This is a genomic window from Legionella drancourtii LLAP12 (assembly GCF_000162755.2).
GTDB classification, from domain to species: Bacteria; Pseudomonadota; Gammaproteobacteria; order Legionellales; family Legionellaceae; genus Legionella; species Legionella drancourtii.
The window spans coordinates 156,354-176,539 of sequence record NZ_JH413843.1; the positions used below are offsets into that span (position 1 = coordinate 156,354).

Genomic DNA, 20,186 nt, shown 5'->3' on the forward strand with positions numbered 1-20,186 from the left:
ATAACCTAATTTTGCTTAAAAACCTCGTTTAAAAAGGCTTCTGTACTCTGCCACGAACGGTAATCCGCTTGGGCATTGTAATGCAATCCCATTTCATCATCATTCGCCAGTGGATTAGTAAACGAATGGGCGGTAAGACCATAAACATGAATTTGCCAATCGACTTTGCGTGCCGTCATTTCAACAGCAAATTGATTAAGCTGCTCCGGTTTGACTAAGGGATCATCATAACCGTGTAATACCAAAATCTTAGTTTTAATCGGTTTATCAGTAGCATCAGGAGGTGCATGGAGCACACCATGAAAACTCACGACCGCATTCACCTCCGTACCTGCGCGGGCCAAATCCAATACACATAAACCACCAAAACAATAGCCAATGGCGGCAATGTTTTTTTTGTCAACCTGAGGTAACTTAGTTAGCGCGTAAAAGGCCGCTTTAATACGGTTTACTAGTTTATGTCGGTCATTCACCAATGGGGTCATTAACGCTCTTTTATCGACCTTATCAACAGCCGTTTGCGCCATTCCATACATATCAATGGCAAAGCCTACATAACCAAGTGATGCGAGTTGTTTGGCTTTATTACACACATCCTCACCTCGCCCACCCCAATCATGTGCAACCATAACCGCCGGCCTGGGCGATGAAAGATCCTGGTTATAAGCAAGAAAACCACAACAGACAGTATCTTCATCAGTGTAATTTAATTCATCCGTTATAATCACTGTAACTCTCTCTATATATTAGATATGCCTTAGATTATAAAGAAAAAGCCCTCGCATCAAGAGGGCTCTTATTCATCGTCAATATTGATTAAGCACCGCCAATATCTCCCATGTTCATTCCTTTTTTACTGCCACCACCGCTCTTCTTGCTGCCGCCAGTATCGCCGCCTCCGCCACCACCGCTATCAGGTGAAGCTTCTATACTGCCACCACCACCCATCATACTACCGGCAGAACCAAGAGCCTCTTTACCTTTGCTAACAGCTTGCGTACCATAAGCACCAAGTTTTTTATCAATTGCTCCTTGTGCATCTCCAGTCTTGGTAGCGGCTCCTTCGTGTTGTTTTTGTACATCACCAGCCCACTGCGCAGATTCTTGACCCGTGCTTTCTGGGTTACCACCAATCCAGCGTAATACCTTATCTGGCAGTACAGAAATCAACGTAAATGATTTTTGCACCAAGACTAAGTACATGGTGGTATAGGTTAATATTGAGAAAAAGAATGCATAAATACCGGCCCAGTCAGAATAGCCTCCCGAACCAGAAGGCAGATCGCTCGCGCCCCAATTAGCCGCGCTTCGACCTTGCCCTTGCACAAATCCAATTGCAGTATCAAACCCAGAATTAAGGATCCACACCCCAACATATGATAAGGCAATGGCAGCAATATAACCAATGATCATCATCGAAGGCCTTAAGAAGACATTAAGTAAGATCATGATGGCTGCTTCTCCTTTACCAAAGGCATCATGCCCTTCAGGGTGGGTAACACCCAGGGCAACAATTGGTGCAGCAACCATGGCCTCGATCACGGACATTAACCAACCCAAGGCACCAAAGGTAAAGATCATATACGGCAAGATAGGAATATAATATGCCGTTGTAAAGCCAATTGAGACCATTACACCGACCCAAGCCATCAGCAGAGGCATCGCTAAAGACATCAAAGCGAAGATGAAAATACCCAATACAGGGAGTAGTGAGCTAGTAACCGTAATCCCCAATAACATCATCCATAAATTACCGGCGAAATTAATGTATTGAACCCCCATATTGGCTAAGGCAACAACTGGGTTCGCTCCTGGTTCAGCCAGTACCTCAACACCTTGCCTAAAGATATCGGCCATACCGCTTAGTGGAATCATTAAGAAGGCCATGACAACTTCGTTAATAATCTGTCCAAACATTGTCATTAAAGCATTATAGACGAACAAAAATATCCCATTATAGAACACGTTACCTATTATTGCCCCCAAACAGATAGAGAAGAAAGGTTTCACTGCCCCGCAAGGGAAATTTATTTCCGGCAAAGTGTATATAGAGGTATCAACAGAGAAACTAATGCTGTTGGCAAAAGTCAGTGGTTTTAGGCCTGGTTGACCGGGTAGCTGAACCATAATGGAGTTATTTGCCAATCCATAGACACTCGTTGCTGCTTGCGTAAGAATTGCGTTTCTACGTGGACTACCAGACATAGTAGGTTTCTGAATTGGCGAAGTATTCGTCGCGGTGTTCCCTGCATTAATTAATGTCTGTACGTAACCTAGTGGCGTAGCAACACCGCCAAACCAGGCACACAACGGAGCATAATCGCTGGTGCATTGACCATCTTTAAACGCCTTGACAAGCTTGGCGGCATCAAAGCTACTCTTTTCTAAACCAGTATTCGAATCAATCTGGCTAGAGTTCATCGTTGCACTACCTTGAATTTTCACTAAATTAAAGAAATATGCTCCGGCCATAATCCAACCCTGGGTTGAAGCCTGGTTAATGAACGCCCGTGCATCACGTGCAGTCTTTGCATCATTTATTTGCGCGATTAAATTAAGGGTTGGCATCATAACCCCATTATAGTCATTAATGGCATTAAGAAATTCGGTACCATTAAATAAGGTGGCACCTCCTGAACTCCCCGATGTAGGTCCCCAAGTATAACAATTATTGCTATAGTTCGCGCATACGGTTGAGTTTTGCGTATAGGGTACACCAAACTGTTGCGTAGCAATATTAGTGATATATGGAGTTGTACTACTACTGCTGCTCGTACTGCTGGAAGGAGAGAGTGCAGGGGCATTACCAATAATAGTTTGTGCGACAGAGGCTAAATCAACATACATTTGCTGAATTGCAATTGCACGTGACATCTGTGCAGTTGCCAATTCATCAGAGCTAAGATTGGCGCCTCCCACTGCAGCAGTTGACCCAACAGCAGCAGTTGCTTTCGCTAACACTGAAGAACTTGAACTAATATTATTCCAACTAATCGAGCCGCAAATACCATTTAAGAAACCATAAACACTAGAAGTTCCGGTAGGCAAATTAGGCATGGAAACAGAAAATGAAGTCGCGCTTGGATTGGCATTTTGCACACTAACTGCATTAACTGAACCAATAAAATCAGGCACGGCAGTATTACAAAAAGGAGCCATTGTTGCTGAAGGAGTGCCTGCACAAGGTCCTGAGTTCTTTGCTTTCTGATCCAGATAAGCTTGCCTTTGATTTTGTAATTGGGTCTGCAAACCAAGCATACACACTTGCCCCGCAAGAATATCGAGTGCACCTGTAGCAATATCGCCCATACTCGAATTACCGGTAAGCGCAGTAGCTGGATTAACTTGTTGCGCTTGAATAATTACCCCACCACGGTTCAAATAACTTAATGCTGCATTCCAAACTTTATCTGCGGCACCAACCCCTTGAACCACAATCCACATCACAAAAATCTGCATCAAGCAATATCCTGATGCTTTAGGGATTAATAAAGCCAACCCCATGGTGGAGCGCACGGGAATCCAAATAGAGGACCATTTTTGCCCAAGCATTTGTCCTTCATGAGCGGTATTCATGGTAGAAACCATCAGGGTATACATGATAATAACCCCACCAATCGCTAAGACGGCAGAGTTAAATACCCCAAACATACTCCCCATGATTTGGCTACCCGTACCACTTAAAACTCCATCTACGATACCAAATAAATTAGCCAGGAATACCATAGAGAAATCGCTGGCCGGGGGAGCAAAATTCAATGAGTTATCCGCAAGTACCAGACTAGGAAAAACCAAGAGGAGTACAGTGGTGGTTAGCTTGTTCATTTTTTCTCCCCTAACAATCCTTGCCTGAACCATTCATCAAAGGTGCATCCTAATTTGCGATGCTTAATCTGGTAATACCAAAAATGATAGCGAAAGGCCAATGTCAATGCGATAAGCGTGACGACCAGACTCACAATAACCGCTTTAAAAGAACCATAGAACAACTGATAGCCTGCATAGCCCAAAATCAGACCTGCAATGACTAACATAAGTAGACTTAAACGAAGTAATGCTTTTTGTTTAACAAGTAAATTTTCATCATCGATATTTAACTTGGCAGTGACATCCTTAAATGACTCCGCCTTAACGCTTTTCTGAGGAACAAACAGCTGTTTAAAGCCATTGGCCAAATAAAGAGTAAACGATCTTACCCGCTCCCAATCAAACCATTCACGCACATTAAGGATACTACTAATCAATTTAACTATTCTCAATTCCGATTGCTTTTTCATAGTATTTACTTACTTTAAATTTTAGGGATAATATACTTTTACCGCTCATAATATACTATAGTAGTAAGTAATGAATTCGTCCATTAATCTGAGACAGTAAAAAAAGAGTAAATCATGCCCGATCTTAGCCATGAAGCATCTGCCCAATATTGGTTTGAATATATAGACCCCATGATCTACCGTGTTATTACTTTTATGGAAAGTGTTGAAGACTGGACCCTGGATGGAAATCCAGACTTTGAAGCGGCTATGACGCAGCTTGGTAAAGAGCTTGATGATATTGAAAAGATTGATATGGGGCTCTTAGCAGAAGAAGAAAAATTTATTCGTATTGTTGGTAATATTAAGTCAGGTAGAGGACTGCGATTGCTGCAAGCAATCGATACTGTTCATCCGGGAAGTGCTTCACGTATCTTAATCCATGCGGAAGAAACCAGCACCGGAAGCCATGATCCTGCAGGAGTTTTTCTCAAAAGAAACATTGTATTTGAACGTTTACGGTTATTATCGCGAGTTTTTTGTCAATATCGATTGAAACTTGTCTTACGCGCACTTGAAGGGGATGAATGATGAAACGGTTTTCCAAATTTGCACTGATTAATTTATTTTGCTTAACTACTCTACCAGCCGTAGCAGATGATTCGCTTAACCAGTATGGTACACAACAAACAGCAACCAATACCCAAAATTTAGTCCAATACTTACTTAATCTTGGTGGTTACTTAGGTTATAACTTAACTCAATCCCCCACCGCCAATAATGCCACCGTAAGTCAAACCCTCCTGAACGCAACAGCCACCCAAGTCCTAGAAACGTATATGTTTAATACTTTTTTAGGCGCCATTCCCGTCAATTCAGCATTAGCGCAATTTCTACCCACTGAAGGAGGTATTCCTAACGCAGCAGCAATCAATGCGTTTGCGAATAATGTGTTCAACTCACAAAATTACAGCAACCCCCAATCACAACAACAAGGCACCGTTGCAGTGAGTACCGCCATTGATCAACCTAGTTTCCAACAAGACCCAGTAAGTCAAGCGGTATTAAATATCTTAAGTACACCCGATGTAAGTTATTGTATGACTTATGATGGTTCTGCCTGGCAAGGCTGTTCACAAGTCGGTGGTAATAGTAATACTATTTTACCCGCTAGCGGCGTCACTTCCAATATTATTGGCACCTTGCCGTCAACCTACCAATACTATACATATCAATATAACCAGCAATTGATAAGTCAGCTTAACAGCAACTCACTAACAGCTCCATTACTGTATGCAACCCAAAACGCGTCAGCAAATAGTACATCAAGTCCTAGTACTAACAACCAAAACACAGGTTTAAACGCCCAAACTCAGGCGCAACAAGCCGCTAATTTTGTGCGCTACGTTTCAGGCGCAGTCACTCCTTTGCAGTTACCGAAGCTAAAGGCTTATGATACGTTGTATACCCAAGCGCAGATTAAGTCAGGCGCAATCCCCACCATACAGCAAGTTCAAGCACAGGCAACACTTGATAATTACTTTACTACCCTACGCACCTATGCAGCACAATATTCAGTGGGTATTAGTAATCTGTATTTCATTATGTCAAAAAGATTACCACAAAATCAAAGTGGCACCAGTCAATCTACACCATCAAGCCAAGCCTTGAGTGAGTTTAATATGGCCACGTGGAGATTATTCAATCCGGATATGAGTCAAAATAATCAATGGCTTAACCAAATCAATAATGCCTCGCCAGCAACTGTAGAAAAAGAAATTGCCGCCTTACTTGCGGAAATGAACTATCAAATGTATTTGGATCGCCAAATCCAAGAACGCCTCTTACTAACCAATAGCGTTATGCTACTCAAAAGTCTCAGCACTACCCCACCAAATTCTGATTTGAGCAATAGTGCAGCACAATCCTCTTCCTCGTCACAATAATACCATTGGGCCGTAAGGCCCAATAACCCAATGAATGGAATATTGTGATGAACGGATGCCCGCTGTTATTTTAAGAAGCACTACGTCGTTTATAAAGCAAATAATGATCCATAGCCTCCATCGATGTCGCCCGGGAGCGTAACGTTGCAACAACCTGGTACTCGCTTAAAAACTGCTTCTGCACTAAAGTTTCCATTAAAAGACTAAGGTGCACCGCTAATGCAGGTTGATTCACGACAACCCATTCCGGTTTCACTTCCTGCTGCAAATGATCGGCATAAAGCGCTAAATTATTATGATAAATAGCCTGCGCTAAAGGGGCATTATTTAAACACTGGCTGTCGATAAAATGAAGATCTGGCCGTGCATGAAACAGAATCATCCCACAATCATCTAAAAGAACAGTAGCTCCTGTGCTTGCTTGCTCATTTAATATTTTACTAATCATCATCCGATTGTGATTTCGCCCCTGATATTCTGCCGCAGTCGTGTGCAAATGGGCAAAATTATTTCCAGGAATAATGGCAAAGGTCAAAATGATGCTCACAAAACCAGTCATTAACTTTAAATCCCATTGCGAAAATTTAAAATACTGTAAAAACTGATACACCCCTAAAACAGCAGCTAAAGAGAACAGTGCCAAAGGCGCTAAAAAGAAGCGTAAATGATAAGCAAGCAACGGATCGGCCTGCCAAAGCATAACCCCATAAAATAATGACGGCAGCCACAGTAATAAATGACGGCAATCTTTACGTGATAAAAAATAGGGCAACGAAGCCACAATCAACGCGATAGCAATGTGCAAATAATCTAAATCAACTACTCCTATTTGCCCCGGGACCATGGCTTTACAAAGATAACTGTTGGGAATCCAATGACCAAAATATTCAAGACGCCAAACAAAATAAATCGTATAAGGAAGCACAAAACAACAAAAAGTAACCATTCCCCATAAACATAAAGTCTTATATCCATGCACAAATCGGGTTAAACCCTCTTTTTGCAATTGGCAAACAGAAAATATAGCAACCGGTAGCAACCATACAAGACCTTCAAATCGGGTTAATCCTAGGAGGAGCAGCGCAATATTGGTCATAATCCATGCCGGAGTGGAATTCTTTGACGAGGTCATTGGCGATGCGGATAACATGACATAGCCAAAAGCAGCGGCACATTGCCATATCAATAAAAGCGCAAGCGCGCAAAAAAAAGTACTTTCTAAGCCACTAACAGTCCACCAAACAACCCCAGTATAATGGCTGAATAAAAGTACCGGCAACATAGCCAATAAGGGACTAAAAAAAAGCCTGCTTAACCGATATAAATAGGTAAGCCCCATACCTAAACTAATAACAGAAATCCATTTAATGCTAAGTACTAATGGCCATTGCAATTTTATAACTAAAGCCGCCAGCATAACCCACAAAAAATTGGAATACCCCTCTACTGCTGGCATCATATCCTGCCAATGCAAGCCATGACCATGAACTAATTGACGTGCATAAAACCAACTAATATAGGCATCATCGGTAGTAAAACCCCATGCGGCAGCCAATGAGTTAATTAAATAATAAGCACAATATGCAGCAAGAAAATAAGTCAGCCATAATTCCTTGCGGGATGATAAAAAGTTCAAAATCGCCTACACTCCGTATACTGGGGGCTATCGCTCTACACCATCTTTGGGGTAAAAAGATTTATTTTTTAGCATCGGAACACAGAAAATCAACCTGTTTTGGCCAAGAAAATAGCAAGGTCCCCCCCCCTGAAATCTTGCCCCAAGAATAACCACAATAACCCACGCTGTCATCCGGTTTTTCACAAAGAGAACCAAGGCATAGCAAATAAAGCGCCCATAAATAATTTAATCTTTATGTGGCAATTTGATGCGTATTAACTTAATATTCACCAATATTCCCCCTACGGCAATAGAGTCGACATAAGAGTTATACCTAATGGCAAAAAAAATACTTTTTCAAGATTCCTTTTTAGTCTCAGGGATTATGTGTTTCCAAGGATGTGGAGCAATCATTCAACGCGGTTTTAATAATTGTTTGGATCAATGTAAAGAAGAAAATCTTGTACCAAAAAATGCCCAACTAATCATGGATGCTGAACCGCAAGCTTTAGGCATTCATCGTTTATTTATTACTGTTACCACAAATGAGCAAGAGTTTAAGCAAAATGAACCGCTTAAAGAGCAAATTTCCGCAATGTTCAAAGAAGGCATCGAGTCTTTCGGCTTTGAAATCATTAACAACTGCGAAGAAGAAAAAAATGAGAGCTACAATGTAAACTGGATAAATATCTTCATTAATCTATTGGCGATTGCCGCCATCGCTACATTAGCCATCATTTTTTCCCCATCAATACTTCTTACATTTGCACTAACATCACTCTCATTTTTAACTACTGCCTTTACCGCCAGACATTACCTACTCAATTTTTTTCGCAATTTACGTGATAAAAATGTGCTGAACATGAACACAACGGTCACCTTAGGCTGGTTTTTATCTTTAGCACATACACTCTATCATGCCATTTCGATGCCATTACTAAGTGGTTTTTCCATGATGTTTATGTGTTTTCTCATGCCCGTGATGCTCATTACTATTATTAATGGCATGGATGAGATAAAGCGTAAGGTTTTGAATCAGTCGAAGAAAATGCATTTGCAAGGAATAAAAATGTTGTTCCCTCAAATGGCCGAGGAATACCCTTGTTACCAACTCTCATCATCAGAACAGACATTCTTGTCGCAACCGATTGATGTCCTTCTTGGCCGAGACAAAGGTCCTGACGTTTTTTTTAAGTGTATAGAGGAGATGGTTGTTGGTAATAAGCTGGTTATGGAGCGCAAAAGTTCACTGAAAGAAGGAATGATCATTAAAATTAATCGTGGAGAATGTTTTCCTGTTGATTGCATTTTGATTAATGGACAAACCATCGTTGACTCATCCCTTTTAACGGGAGAACCGCAGCAGATAAAACGACGCTTAGATTTTATCCCGGCTGGCGCCATTAATTTAAGTGATCCGGTTGTTGTTTATGCATCTAAAGATTCTTACCACAGCACAGTGAATCAATTATTATTTCGCTCGAATCGCGCCAAAGAAAATATTATTGCCAAACCGAATCATACCTTTACCTACCTCTACACCGCCTTAATTGTTGTCGGAATTGCCGCGGCAATTATTGCCCCCTGGGCCTTAGGCATACTTACTTTTTCTTTATCCTTACAAAATATTACGGGTATTTTATTTGCCGTCTGTCCATGCACCATGGCTATAGCCCACCAATTACCGAATTTACTTAATCTTTACCAACGAAGTAATCAAGGCATCACCATACGTGATGAAAATATATGCCATCAAAATACGGAAATACATACCGTCATATTTGATAAGACAGGTACCTTGACCACAGGGAATAGTCAAGTCGAATCAGCTGAAGGTATTTCTGCTTCTCTATGGGAGCGTATTTATCTGTTGGAAAAACACCATGGCGCTGACCATCCACTTGCCAAAGCCATTGTTCGTTATTATGAAAGCAAAACAACGCAACGTAGCATTATCCAAGATATCGACAAAGTAACCAATGATCCAAATAGCCGTGGCTTATCCGCTGTAGTGCAAGGAAGACTACTTCAGGTAGGAAGTGCCGATTATTTACGACAATTCAATATCCCTGTACCGGAACTCGACAGCCATAAAACAGAACAAGGATTTACGCCCGTTTATATTGCGGAAGATAAAAAATACAAAGGTGCAATCTATATTAAACATGAAATTAGAAAAGGCGTTTTAGCCGCACTAACTCGTTTAAAAAGTGCAGGAATAAAAATAATTATGCTCACTGGCGACAGTCAATCTTCAGCCCTGGGTTTTAATGAACAAAATGACTCCATTTTTGCCTTGGAAGACATTCATGCCGAACAAACACCACAAAATAAAGAAGACTTTTTAAGCGCATTAATGGAATTACACAAGGATGATCCTAACGGAGTTTTGTTAGTTTGTGATGGCTTAAATGATGCTCCCGGTGCAAAAATAATGAGCCAAAAAAGAGGGATTGGTTGTGCCATGACAGCCGATGATAAAACGTCTTTTTTTACCGACATTACTTTAAATGGTAGGCTGGATTATCTATTTGCACACAATAAATTGAATCAAGCTTTGAAAAAAAATATTCTCCAAAACCAAGGACTATTAATGTATAGCGCTCTTGCGTTCACTGCGTTCATTGTTTCTTTTGCAGTTGCAGGCATCGCGGTTTCCCCCATTATCCCGTTAATGGTCATGGCGTCAACAACCTTGATGGTATTGTTTAATTCCTACCGCATGCAACTAATCATTGACTGTGCCTTAGATAAAAAAACATCCTGGTTAAAACGACTTTTAGCTTCTGATACATCCATTGGCTTACTGGCTGGAGCCAGCTTGCTGCTCATGAGTGGTCTATTAATATCAACCATTGCAACAGGTGGGCTTGCTTTTCCAGCTATTGTCTTTACTGCAGGCGCTGCCCTGGCAATTAGTAGTATCTGCTTATTAGCCGCAGCTACTTTATGTGCTTTATTTATTACCCTGGCAAGCACCTACCTCCTTTTTGACAAGTACGTTAATATCCAGAAAGAAAATAGCCCGGTTGCCCCTTCTCCATTAGGTGCAAATGTGGCGGCTTCACCCGAACAATCAGCGGAACTAAATGATAAAAAAATCCCTACCTCTCTATGGAGTTCTGCAACGCCTAAAGAGGTAAAGGATGATGCGTCCTATCATTCAAACTATTCTATGCGTGGGACTTAGTGACAAGTACAGCTAGGTGATGCAGTACCATCTTTACACATTTGATGGCCACTCGCCTTATCACATTGAGCGACCCCTCCGTGGCGTGAGCAACAGCCTTTAGCACTCGCACCACTGGCAGGTGTACTTTTAGTTGTAGTGCTTGGTGTCGTTGTAGTCGATTTTTTTCCACCCCACCAACTGCTTTTAGGTTTAGTAGTGGTGGGTGCGCTCTTAGTTGTTGTCGAGGTTTTGGCCTTTGATTTAGGTTTTGTACTTGTCGCTGGCGCCGTAGCAGGTGTGGTCGCTTTTTTAGTCTTGGGAATAGCACAAGTACATGTTGGAGAAGCAGTACCGTCTTTACACATCTGGTGACCTGTAGATTTATTACATGAAGCAACACCGCCATGACCTGCGCAACATGCAGCATATGCGCCGGCTAATGGGCTGGCAAATAAAAACAGCACCATAAGCAATTGATTTAAACTTCTAAATCTAGAAGTCAAATTTGTGTTTTTCATTTGGAACTCCCTATCCGTAATTAACATTGTAAAATATAGACCATATTTTAATAAAATTGCATAAATCACAACAAAATAAGTATTAATTTTTCTCAACTAAATTAAAAAGTGAGTCCTCAGAGAGCGGTATTTATGCTTTGCTTCCTGAGATCCGTAATACTCTGCTAAAATTAAAAGAATTTCCGAACATTTTTATAACCAAGATAAGATAAACTTATAGCGAAAGGCCTAGCCGCATGCTATCCATGCGTACTTTAATCAAATGTCTGTAATTTAAGCAAATACCTATGAACCATTGGAACGTTGTCTCAAAGATAAAACACAAGAAATTCAGCATTTGGATGTGGTTTATCTTCTTCTGTCCAATTTTTATTACACTTTTAGCGCTGACTATATTGATTGGCTGGCTCACTCATTCACGCAATATTATTGCCATGATTCCTATTGAATCAGCCTGCTGTTTCGTGCTTTTGAGTAGTGCCATCATTAACTATGTTTGGAACCGTTCAGAAACAGAGTCTATTTGGTTACCAATCCCTATTTTTATCGCCTTCCTTACAGCAACCCTATCGCTGTCCGCTGCGGTTTATAATACCGCCAGGCTAATTATACCAAGACCTAATACAGAGGCGTTAGCAAATCAAGTATCGCAAAGTTATTTAGTCATTTTTTGCTTTGATTTCATTATATCAATGCTGGTCTCATTATGCGCTTACTTAGTGCTCAAATCAGATGAAAAAAGCAAAGCGCTTACTGAAAGTGAGAATCGCTATAGAATGATCCTAGATGGTATTAAAGATTATGCCATCTTCATGCTAACACCTTCAGGAAACGTGAAAAGCTGGAATATCGGCGCCCAAAGGCTTGAGGGGTATGCTGAGCGCGAAATTATCGGCAAACCTTTTTCCATATTCTATACCGCAGAAGACATTGCCAATAAGGTTCCGGAACACTACTTAAAGATAGCTAAAAAGCAAGGACGATATGAAGAAGACAATATCAGAGTACGTAAAGATGGCAGTCATTTTTGGGCAAAAATTTTAGTTGAAGCGCTGTATGATTCTGATGAAAAACTGGTCGGATTCGTGAACATTACCCGCGATATTACCGAACGTAAAGCACAAGAAGAAACGACCAAAGCAAGTGAAGAAACATTCCGTTTAGCCATGCACTATGCCTCCATTGGTATGGCATTAGTTTCCACTGAGGGAAAGTGGCTCAATGTTAATCAAGCCTTGCTCAATATGATGGGTTATAGCGAAGAGGAATTTCTGGCTATGGATTTCCAAACCATTACCCACCCAGACGATTTGAAGAAGGATTTGGGTTATTTAGTACGAATGTTAAATAAAGAAATTGATAACTACCAAATGGAAAAAAGATATTTTCATAAGAATGGTCATATTATTTGGGGATTATTAGATGTTTCTCTACTCTGGAATATGGATGGCACCCCCAAATATTTTATTTCCCAAGTACAAAATATTACTGCGCGCAAAAAAGCAGAAGCTGCAAATAAAAAAACAGAGGCCGCAAACAAAAAACTGATGAAAGCCTTAGCCAACTCGAATGCAGAATTAGAGCGTTTTGCCTATGTTGCGTCGCATGATTTGCAAGAACCAATACGCATGATAAATAATTTCGGGGAGCTCTTACTTGCTGAAAAACAAACAGAGCTAGATGATGAAGCCAAAGAATATTTGCGGATAATGACTAATGCGGGTATCCGTATGCGTGATGTAATTAACGATTTGCTAGCCTATTCTCGTGTAAGCAAACAAACAATCTTTGTGCGATTTAATGGCGAAGAAATCTTACAAAATGCACTGCAAAATATAAAAACCCTCGTTGAAGAGCAAAAAGCCCAAATTACGCAAGATCCATTGCCTATACTATATGGTAACCCTATGCAAATTATGCGCTTGCTGCAAAATTTACTAACTAATGCAATTAAATATCAGCGCAAAGGAAATACTCCTGATATCCATATTGGCTTAGAAGATCAAGGAGAAAATTGGCGTCTTTCGATTAAGGATAATGGCCTGGGAATTGAAGAGCAATTTATTGACGAAATTTTTGAACCATTTCGTCGCTTACATACATGGGAATCCATTAAAGGCAGTGGACTTGGCTTATCGATTTGCAAAAAAATTGCTGAGATTCATGGCGGAACACTTTCTGTAACATCCATCATTGGCTCAGGTAGTGTCTTCTTTTTAACTATTCCTAAATGCGATAAGCACTGACAGGAGCTTATTAATGAACAACGACACATTGCAACATAAAGAGCGCCCTGTGCGCCTACTTTTAGTGGAAGATAACCACGGCGATGCATTGCTCGTAAAACGTGCTTTTGAACGTACAAAAATTGAAAACAAAATAACCGTTGCCAGCACTGGCGAAGAAGCGCTTAGCTTATTGTGCAGTAAAAATAAAAAAGACAAATTGAAAATGCCTGACATTATTATCCTCGATTTAAATCTTCCTGGAATAAATGGCCTAGAAGTACTTAAGGTAATTAAAAATGACGTGCGACTTCGACGGATTCCAGTAATTATTCTTTCCAGCTCAAGCGCGGAATACGATGTAATTCATTGTTATGATAATTATGCAAATTGTTATATCAAAAAGGCAGCCAATCTAGAGGAGCTCTATGAACTTACCGATAAAATTGAACAATTTTGGTTTAAGCACGTTATATTACCTGATGAAGAAAAGAAAAGAAGATAAACTATATCAAAACTATCGATGTATGCTTGTACAGTTTAAGCTAACGATACTAGTATTAATGGTAAGAGCCAATGATGCACCGCGCTAATGGTTCGAACTATTCAAAAAAAAGACGAGTATCTAGATCTGACTCTAATTTAAGTAACAGAGAGGAACTCTGATGAACGCAACGTCTACATCTAATCCTTTAAGAATATTGCTGATTGAAGACTCATACGGCGATGCTATTCTTATTAGCAAAGTACTGCAACAAGCCCTGCCCCAAACTCATGTTTTAATAAATACCTCGACGATTTCTGACGCCCTGAAAATAGTCTCGGAAGAAGAGTTTGACGTCGCACTTTTGGATCGCACTTTGCCAGATACTCGTGGATTTAGCGGATTACATAGCATTCAAAATATGTCGCCACGCCTGCCCGTAATTTTTTTAACCGGCTATAAAGATGAAGATTTAGCTCTTGAAGCCATTAAGCAAGGCGCTCAAGATTACTTATTCAAAGATCAACTCGATGCCCATCTTATCAGACGCGCGATTCAGTATGCAGTCCTACGAAAACAATTTGAAAGTGCGCTGATTATGCGAGCTAATTTTGACATGCTGACTGGTCTTGCCAATCGCATGCTCTTCGAAAATAGACTTGATGTCGCCCTGACCAAAATGAAACGGCTTGGAGGCATCATCAGTGTATTGTTAATCGACCTGGATAAATTTAAGCTCGTCAATGACACGCTAGGACACATGGCTGGCGATAAATTGTTAAAAGAAGTGGGGTTGCGCCTGAAACAATCGCTTCGAGCCTATGATGTTGCCGCACGTTTTGGCGGCGATGAATTTGCCATCTTGCTGGAAGATTTATCCGAATGCCACCAAAGCGAGGTGGTCGCTAAAAAAATTACGCAATTGATGGAAACCCCTTTTCTTTTGTCAGGTAATGAATTATCCGTAGGAGTAAGCATTGGTGTCGTCAATTGCCATAACAATAAAAATATAAGTAGTGAATCATTATTACTACAAGCAGATACTGCCATGTATGAAGCCAAAACAATGTCAGGTAGTACCTATCGAATATTTGGTACAAAAAACATCCATCCCCCCCATTAGTACTGATGATGAAACAGCTGATGACGTGAGGGCTTCTTTTTAGCGGTATATTGTTCTTTACTTTACTGAAACTTTGCGCAAACAATTATTGCGATGTTAACTGGTATTAACCATTCGTGTATTTTGTAAATAAAAAAGACCATAGAAGGAGTTTAATGAATGCATAAGGAACCGTTAAATAAATTCAAGAAGCAAGGTACCTCGTACAGCCCAGCCCCCAGACTCTACTGTTGGGGAGCAAGTCTATGAGCCGTATCATTGCTTTTGCCTCAGGGCTAATTATTGTATGGATTATTGGCTATTTCCTTATCGTCGGCAGCAGCATCTTAATTCCAATTATTATTGCGGTATTTATATGGCATCTCCTTAATACCACCAGTGGAATTATCCAACGGATACCAACTATTGGTGAATTATTACCCATGTGGCTAAGCATGATTTTATCTTTTGCTGTTGCCGCAATTTTTATCACCATTTTTGTTAATATCATTTCCAATAATGTCAGCAACGTCATCGACGCCTCGGGCCGCTATCAAGAAAATTTATTAACGATTGTTGACGGGATTGATAAAAAATATCGCATCGAAGTCTTAGCGAATATGAATCAATTAATCAAAACCATTAATGTGCAAACCATTGTCTTAAAAATTTCGGGTGTATTTACGACGCTTGCCAGTTCTACCGTACTTATCGGCTTGTATGTGGCTTTCTTATTCGTTGAACAACATTTTTTCCAAAGAAAGATGGATGCCATGATAACCTCATTGGAAAATCAACAATTAATGACCAATATCCTCACCCATATTGTGAATGACACCCAAACTTATCTTGGCTTAAAGACCCTTTTAAGCCTGGGTACCGCCATCGCCAGTTGGTTCATTATGAAATGGGTAGGAGTCGATTTTGCTGAATTTTGGGCGCTGCTTATTTTCTTTTTAAATTACATTCCCAATATTGGGGCAATCATCGCCACGCTGTTTCCTGCTACGTTAGCCGTAGTACAATTTGCTAACTGGCTGCCTTTTATTGAAGTGATTGTGGGACTAGGAACGGTTCAGTTCATCGTAGGCAATTTAATTGAGCCGCGTTTTTTAAGCCATACCTTAAATTTAAGCCCCTTAGTCATCTTGATATCTCTAGCGCTTTGGGGGGCAATATGGGGTATTTTAGGAATGTTCCTCTCTGTCCCCATCACGGTCATGCTGATGATAATATTTGCTCATTTTGAAAAAACGCGCCCAATTGCCATTCTTTTATCGCAAAATGGGGATATATTCAAAACCTATGAAACCATTTCGATTGAACGAATACCTGAAAAAAACTGGCTGCAATATTAGGAGCTGTTAACATTTTATCAGGATAAACAAGGATTGAACAATGCACGATGTAGCCCATGAGCCGGTGCTAAAACGCAAACTCAATGCCCGCATATTAGGCATGATCGCACTTGGTGGTTCAATTGGAACGGGTATTTTTTTAGCCAGCGGTAATGCCCTATTTTTAGCGGGACCAGGCGGTACGTTGCTGGCCTATTTTATCATGGGCATTATGGTGTATTTTTTAATGACCAGCCTTGGTGAAATGGCTGCATTTATGCCTAATACAGGAGCCTTCTACGTTTATGCCTCCCGTTTTGTTGATCCGTCTTTCGGCTATGCTCTAGGATGGAATTATTGGTACAGTTGTGCCATTTATATTGCTTCAGAAATTTCCGCCTCGGCATTAATCATGCATTTTTGGTTTCCCGATAGCCCGTCCTATATTTGGTGCGCAACTTTTTTGGTTGTAATTATTGGTTTTAATACCATATCCACTAAAGTATTTGGCGAAATAGAATATTGGATGTCCTTTCTCAAAATAACCGTGGTTATTCTCTTCATTGTTACAGGATTCCTGATTGTTGCGGGCATCACCGCTTATAAAGCAGAAGGATTCCACAATTGGACCCTTGGAGATGCCCCCTTCCATGGTGGCTGGGAGGGCATCATTAGTGCCTTTGTTATTGCTGGTTTTTCTTTTCAAGGAACGGAAATGATTGGTATCGCTGCTGGGGAAAGTGAGAAACCACATGAAAATATCCCTAAAGCAGTAAAAATGGTATTTTGGCGCATCTTAATCTTTTACATTTTATCCATTTTTGTTATCAGTCTGTTAATCCCCTACACCTCACCTAAATTAGTAACTCCTGAGGTGGTTATGAGTCCATTTACCTTGGTTTTTGAACAATACAATAAATCCTTTGCGGCAACCATCATGAATGCCGTGATTCTTTTAGCCATCGTATCAACCGCCAACTCCTTTATGTATGTAGGGAGCAGAATGCTGTGGTATCTTGCTAAAGCCGGCCATGTACCACGCATTTTTTCCAAAGTGAATCAACGTGGCATCCCTATTTATGCCGTAGTATTAACCAGTGCCGTGGCAATGCTGGCTTTTCTCTCTTCTTTTTTTGGCAATGGCACGGTTTATTTCTGGTTACTCAATGCCACCAGCCTGTCAGGATTTATTGCCTGGATAGGAATAGCAATCAGTCATTATCGCTTTAGAAAAGCTTATTTACTGCAAGGAAAAGATCCGGCCTTGCTGCCCTATGTAGCTAAAGGATACCCGTTTGGTCCCTTGTGTGCATTTGTCTTGTGCCTCATCGTGATTGGCGGACAAAATTATGCCGCCTTAATCGCCGATCCCATAGATTGGTACGGCTTACTCATTTCCTACATTTGCATCCCACTTTTTTTACTCGTCTGGATGGGACATAAATTGATTAAAAAAACGACGATCGTCCCGTTAACAAAATGTAACTTTAATGAAGAGTAGGTAGCAATGAAGCCATGCACCAACTAATGTTTTATCACCAATCAACTGGCATAAAACATTTATTTTCATCTACTTTATTTTATACTAAAAGACAAAGAAACTAACATTGTCGTCTTGAGGACAGATCCCTGATGATTATTCACAGTGAATTTAAACCAGCTTGGTGGCTTACTAATAAACATGGGCAAACACTGTATCGCACCTTAACCAATCGTTTACAAGCCCCTATTGACCATCATGAACGCCTTGAATTACCTGATGGTGATTTTATTGATTTAGCCTGGGCTATTAATGGCTTAAGTAATGAGACGCCAGTAGTTGTTTTACTTTATGGCTTGGGTGGCAGCATTAATTCACCCTATGTTCCAGGATTACTAAGCGCCTTTAATAAGGCGGGGTATCGGGGTGTCTTAATGCACTATCGTGGTACTAGTGGCGAACCCAATCGTTTACCACGTACGTATCATGGCGGAGAAACCACAGACTTAGCCTATTTTCTGCAGTCACTAACAATACGTGAACCGATGACCAAAAAGGCAGTAGTTGGCATTTCATTAGGTGGCAATATATTGTTGAAATGGCTTGGTGAAACAGGGACACAAACCTTGATTGATGCGGCAGTCGCTATTTCGGTCCCCTTTAAACTACAGGATGTAGTGCAACAAATGAATAAAGGCTTCGCGCGTATTTATCAAGCAAACTTAATCCAAAACTTACATGCGGTATTTTCGCAAAAACTGGATGTAATTAATTGTCAGCTCGCCATTTCTAAGCAAAAACTATTTTCCTTAAAAACTCTCTACGATTTTGACCAACACATAACCGCCCCCTTACATGGTTTTTCTAGTGCCACAGAGTATTACCAGACAGCCAGTTGCAGACAATATCTGAAAAAAATTAATACCCCCACCTTAATTATTCATGCATTAGATGATCCCTTCATGACACCAGCCACGATCCCAACCAGTGACGAATTATCTGCTGATATTCTTTTTGAATTAAGCCAACATGGAGGCCATGTCGGCTTTATTATGGACCGATCCCAATGTTGGTTAAAACAACGCATTACGACTTTTTTAGCATCTCAACCACTAAGGAGTTAAATTCTTCTTCCTGGTACAAAGTATTTTCCACAATTTGGCGTGGATATTCTTTTTCTCCTGGGGAGATAATAAATACCTGTCTGGAAGGCTCATAATAAGCCTGTATGCCACTATCATCAAACGAATCAGTTACGGCATCAGACTGTACAGAACACTTGCCTTTGAGCCATTTTTTAAAGCTCTCATGATAAAAGCTATCTAAACTCATCTTGTCTTCCTTGATTTATAAGCTCTAAACATAAATATAGATTAATTTAATTATTTTGTTAATTTAATTTATATAATACGATATACCTTTTAATACCCAATAAATCTTTTATTGAGCGCATTTAAGGCACTATTTAAAATAGTTCATCGTTAAGTAGCTGCTATAAGATGATTTTGTTTCTTTATTTTCCATTAAGCTCTTAATCTTTCCTTAATGAAGAAAGTATATAATTCATACACTGCTATCAACATCGGAAAAAAATGCCTAAATTACCTAATAAATCATTATCAGATTATCTATCTTTATTACAATCCATTAAAGATTCTACCCGTCGTGCTGAAATATTATGTGAATTAGAAGCTGTTTTCCCTGGTCTAATTAAATCAGCCGAGGATGTGGCGAGTTTATTGCTTCGGTTATCCCATCAAGAAAGAATTTCATTTTATGAGCGATTTAAACATGAAATTGCTCAGCATGTTTCTACTTTAAAGGATATGCATGCGTTTGCTTTTCTTTTATCTAATGAACAAGCCAAAGAACTTTATAATGATTTGAAAAAAAGAGGTACACTTAATGTATCTACGCTGAATGATTATAAGCAATTATTAAACAGCATTCAGGAGCCTACCCTTCGCGCTGAAATTCTTGGCCAATTAGAAGCTGTTTTCCCTAGTCTAATTAAATCAGCCGAGGATGTGGAGGGTTTATTGCTTCGA

At 40.2% G+C, this 20,186-nt stretch carries 16 protein-coding genes; 10 read left to right on the plus strand and 6 right to left on the minus strand.

All coding sequences use genetic code 11. The features are described from left to right. Nucleotides 1–5: 5 nt before the first annotated feature. The 3 genes from LDG_RS14045 to icmV form a co-directional block, all read right to left on the minus strand. The gene (locus LDG_RS14045) at nucleotides 6–728 is read right to left on the minus strand and encodes a dienelactone hydrolase family protein (RefSeq protein ID WP_006872082.1); all 723 of its coding nucleotides are present in this window, start codon (nucleotides 726–728) and stop codon (nucleotides 6–8) included. An 88-nt stretch (nucleotides 729–816) separates the two neighbouring features. Then, entirely contained in the window at nucleotides 817–3,825 is a 3,009-nt protein-coding gene (gene dotA / locus LDG_RS14050; protein WP_006872083.1) for a type IVB secretion system protein DotA, read from the minus strand. Next, nucleotides 3,822–4,277, minus strand: a complete 456-nt coding sequence (gene icmV, locus LDG_RS14055) for a type IVB secretion system protein IcmV (protein ID WP_006872084.1) — start codon at nucleotides 4,275–4,277, stop codon at nucleotides 3,822–3,824. The genes dotA and icmV overlap by 4 nt, the downstream gene beginning before the upstream one ends. A 114-nt stretch (nucleotides 4,278–4,391) precedes the next feature. Between icmV and icmW the strand changes: the two genes are divergently transcribed. Both icmW and icmX read left to right on the plus strand, forming a co-directional pair. Next, nucleotides 4,392–4,847: a type IVB secretion system protein IcmW gene (gene icmW, locus LDG_RS14060; RefSeq protein WP_006872085.1), complete on the plus strand. Its 456-nt coding sequence runs from the start codon at nucleotides 4,392–4,394 to the stop codon at nucleotides 4,845–4,847. Next, nucleotides 4,847–6,202, plus strand: coding sequence for a type IVB secretion system protein IcmX (icmX, locus tag LDG_RS14065; RefSeq protein ID WP_006872086.1), 1,356 nt, complete (start codon nucleotides 4,847–4,849; stop codon nucleotides 6,200–6,202). Before icmW ends, icmX begins: the two co-directional genes overlap by 1 nt. 70 nt (nucleotides 6,203–6,272) lie before the next feature. On the opposite strand, the gene LDG_RS14070 is transcribed toward icmX, so the two are convergent. Continuing rightward, complete coding sequence (locus tag LDG_RS14070; protein WP_006872087.1) at nucleotides 6,273–7,838, minus strand: hypothetical protein; 1,566 nt, start codon at nucleotides 7,836–7,838, stop codon at nucleotides 6,273–6,275. A 319-nt stretch (nucleotides 7,839–8,157) separates the two neighbouring features. Here LDG_RS14070 and LDG_RS14075 point away from each other — a divergent pair, with 319 nt between their 5' ends. Beyond that, nucleotides 8,158–11,010 carry an HAD-IC family P-type ATPase gene (locus LDG_RS14075; protein WP_006872089.1) on the plus strand — a complete coding sequence of 951 codons (2,853 nt, stop codon included), beginning with the start codon at nucleotides 8,158–8,160 and terminating at the stop codon, nucleotides 11,008–11,010. On the opposite strand, the gene LDG_RS14080 is transcribed toward LDG_RS14075, so the two are convergent. Beyond that, a complete protein-coding gene (locus LDG_RS14080; protein ID WP_006872090.1) occupies nucleotides 11,007–11,510 on the minus strand; it encodes a hypothetical protein in 504 nt (167 codons plus the stop codon). The genes LDG_RS14075 and LDG_RS14080 overlap by 4 nt on opposite strands. A 287-nt stretch (nucleotides 11,511–11,797) precedes the next feature. On the opposite strand from LDG_RS14080, the gene LDG_RS18660 reads away from it, so the two are divergent. The 6 genes from LDG_RS18660 (at nucleotide 11,798) to LDG_RS14110 (ending at nucleotide 19,262) form a co-directional block, all read left to right on the plus strand. Further along, the gene (locus tag LDG_RS18660; protein ID WP_083821477.1) at nucleotides 11,798–13,756 is read left to right on the plus strand and encodes a PAS domain-containing sensor histidine kinase; all 1,959 of its coding nucleotides are present in this window, start codon (nucleotides 11,798–11,800) and stop codon (nucleotides 13,754–13,756) included. Nucleotides 13,757–13,769: 13 nt separating this feature from the next. Next, nucleotides 13,770–14,240: a response regulator gene (locus LDG_RS14090; RefSeq protein ID WP_006872092.1), complete on the plus strand. Its 471-nt coding sequence runs from the start codon at nucleotides 13,770–13,772 to the stop codon at nucleotides 14,238–14,240. 160 nt (nucleotides 14,241–14,400) lie between these two features. Next, nucleotides 14,401–15,342, plus strand: coding sequence for a GGDEF domain-containing response regulator (locus LDG_RS14095; protein ID WP_006872093.1), 942 nt, complete (start codon nucleotides 14,401–14,403; stop codon nucleotides 15,340–15,342). Nucleotides 15,343–15,587: 245 nt separating this feature from the next. Continuing rightward, nucleotides 15,588–16,679 (plus strand): AI-2E family transporter, encoded by a 1,092-nt coding sequence (locus LDG_RS14100; RefSeq protein ID WP_006872094.1) that lies wholly within the window; start codon nucleotides 15,588–15,590, stop codon nucleotides 16,677–16,679. 40 nt (nucleotides 16,680–16,719) lie between these two features. Beyond that, complete coding sequence (locus tag LDG_RS14105; RefSeq protein ID WP_006872095.1) at nucleotides 16,720–18,159, plus strand: amino acid permease; 1,440 nt, start codon at nucleotides 16,720–16,722, stop codon at nucleotides 18,157–18,159. Between the two features lie 131 nt (nucleotides 18,160–18,290). Next, the gene (locus LDG_RS14110) at nucleotides 18,291–19,262 is read left to right on the plus strand and encodes a hydrolase (RefSeq protein WP_006872096.1); all 972 of its coding nucleotides are present in this window, start codon (nucleotides 18,291–18,293) and stop codon (nucleotides 19,260–19,262) included. Here the strand turns inward: LDG_RS14110 and LDG_RS14115 are convergent. Then, nucleotides 19,225–19,470, minus strand: a complete 246-nt coding sequence (locus LDG_RS14115) for a hypothetical protein (RefSeq protein ID WP_006872097.1) — start codon at nucleotides 19,468–19,470, stop codon at nucleotides 19,225–19,227. The genes LDG_RS14110 and LDG_RS14115 overlap by 38 nt on opposite strands. Nucleotides 19,471–19,730: 260 nt before the next feature. Between LDG_RS14115 and LDG_RS19735 the strand changes: the two genes are divergently transcribed. Continuing rightward, on the plus strand, nucleotides 19,731–20,186 hold a 456-nt coding region (locus LDG_RS19735), incomplete at its 3' end, for a hypothetical protein (protein ID WP_040536005.1).

Coding starts and splice junctions, on each gene's coding strand:
- dotA (WP_006872083.1), bottom strand. CDS start 3,825: ATGAACAAGCTAACCACCACTGTACTCCTCTTGGTTTTTCCTAGTCTG.
- icmV (WP_006872084.1), bottom strand. CDS start 4,277: ATGAAAAAGCAATCGGAATTGAGAATAGTTAAATTGATTAGTAGTATC.
- icmW (WP_006872085.1), top strand. CDS start 4,392: ATGCCCGATCTTAGCCATGAAGCATCTGCCCAATATTGGTTTGAATAT.
- icmX (WP_006872086.1), top strand. CDS start 4,847: ATGAAACGGTTTTCCAAATTTGCACTGATTAATTTATTTTGCTTAACT.
- LDG_RS14075 (WP_006872089.1), top strand. CDS start 8,158: ATGGCAAAAAAAATACTTTTTCAAGATTCCTTTTTAGTCTCAGGGATT.
- LDG_RS14080 (WP_006872090.1), bottom strand. CDS start 11,510: ATGAAAAACACAAATTTGACTTCTAGATTTAGAAGTTTAAATCAATTG.
- LDG_RS18660 (WP_083821477.1), top strand. CDS start 11,798: ATGAACCATTGGAACGTTGTCTCAAAGATAAAACACAAGAAATTCAGC.
- LDG_RS14090 (WP_006872092.1), top strand. CDS start 13,770: ATGAACAACGACACATTGCAACATAAAGAGCGCCCTGTGCGCCTACTT.
- LDG_RS14095 (WP_006872093.1), top strand. CDS start 14,401: ATGAACGCAACGTCTACATCTAATCCTTTAAGAATATTGCTGATTGAA.
- LDG_RS14100 (WP_006872094.1), top strand. CDS start 15,588: ATGAGCCGTATCATTGCTTTTGCCTCAGGGCTAATTATTGTATGGATT.
- LDG_RS14105 (WP_006872095.1), top strand. CDS start 16,720: ATGCACGATGTAGCCCATGAGCCGGTGCTAAAACGCAAACTCAATGCC.
- LDG_RS14110 (WP_006872096.1), top strand. CDS start 18,291: ATGATTATTCACAGTGAATTTAAACCAGCTTGGTGGCTTACTAATAAA.
- LDG_RS14115 (WP_006872097.1), bottom strand. CDS start 19,470: ATGAGTTTAGATAGCTTTTATCATGAGAGCTTTAAAAAATGGCTCAAA.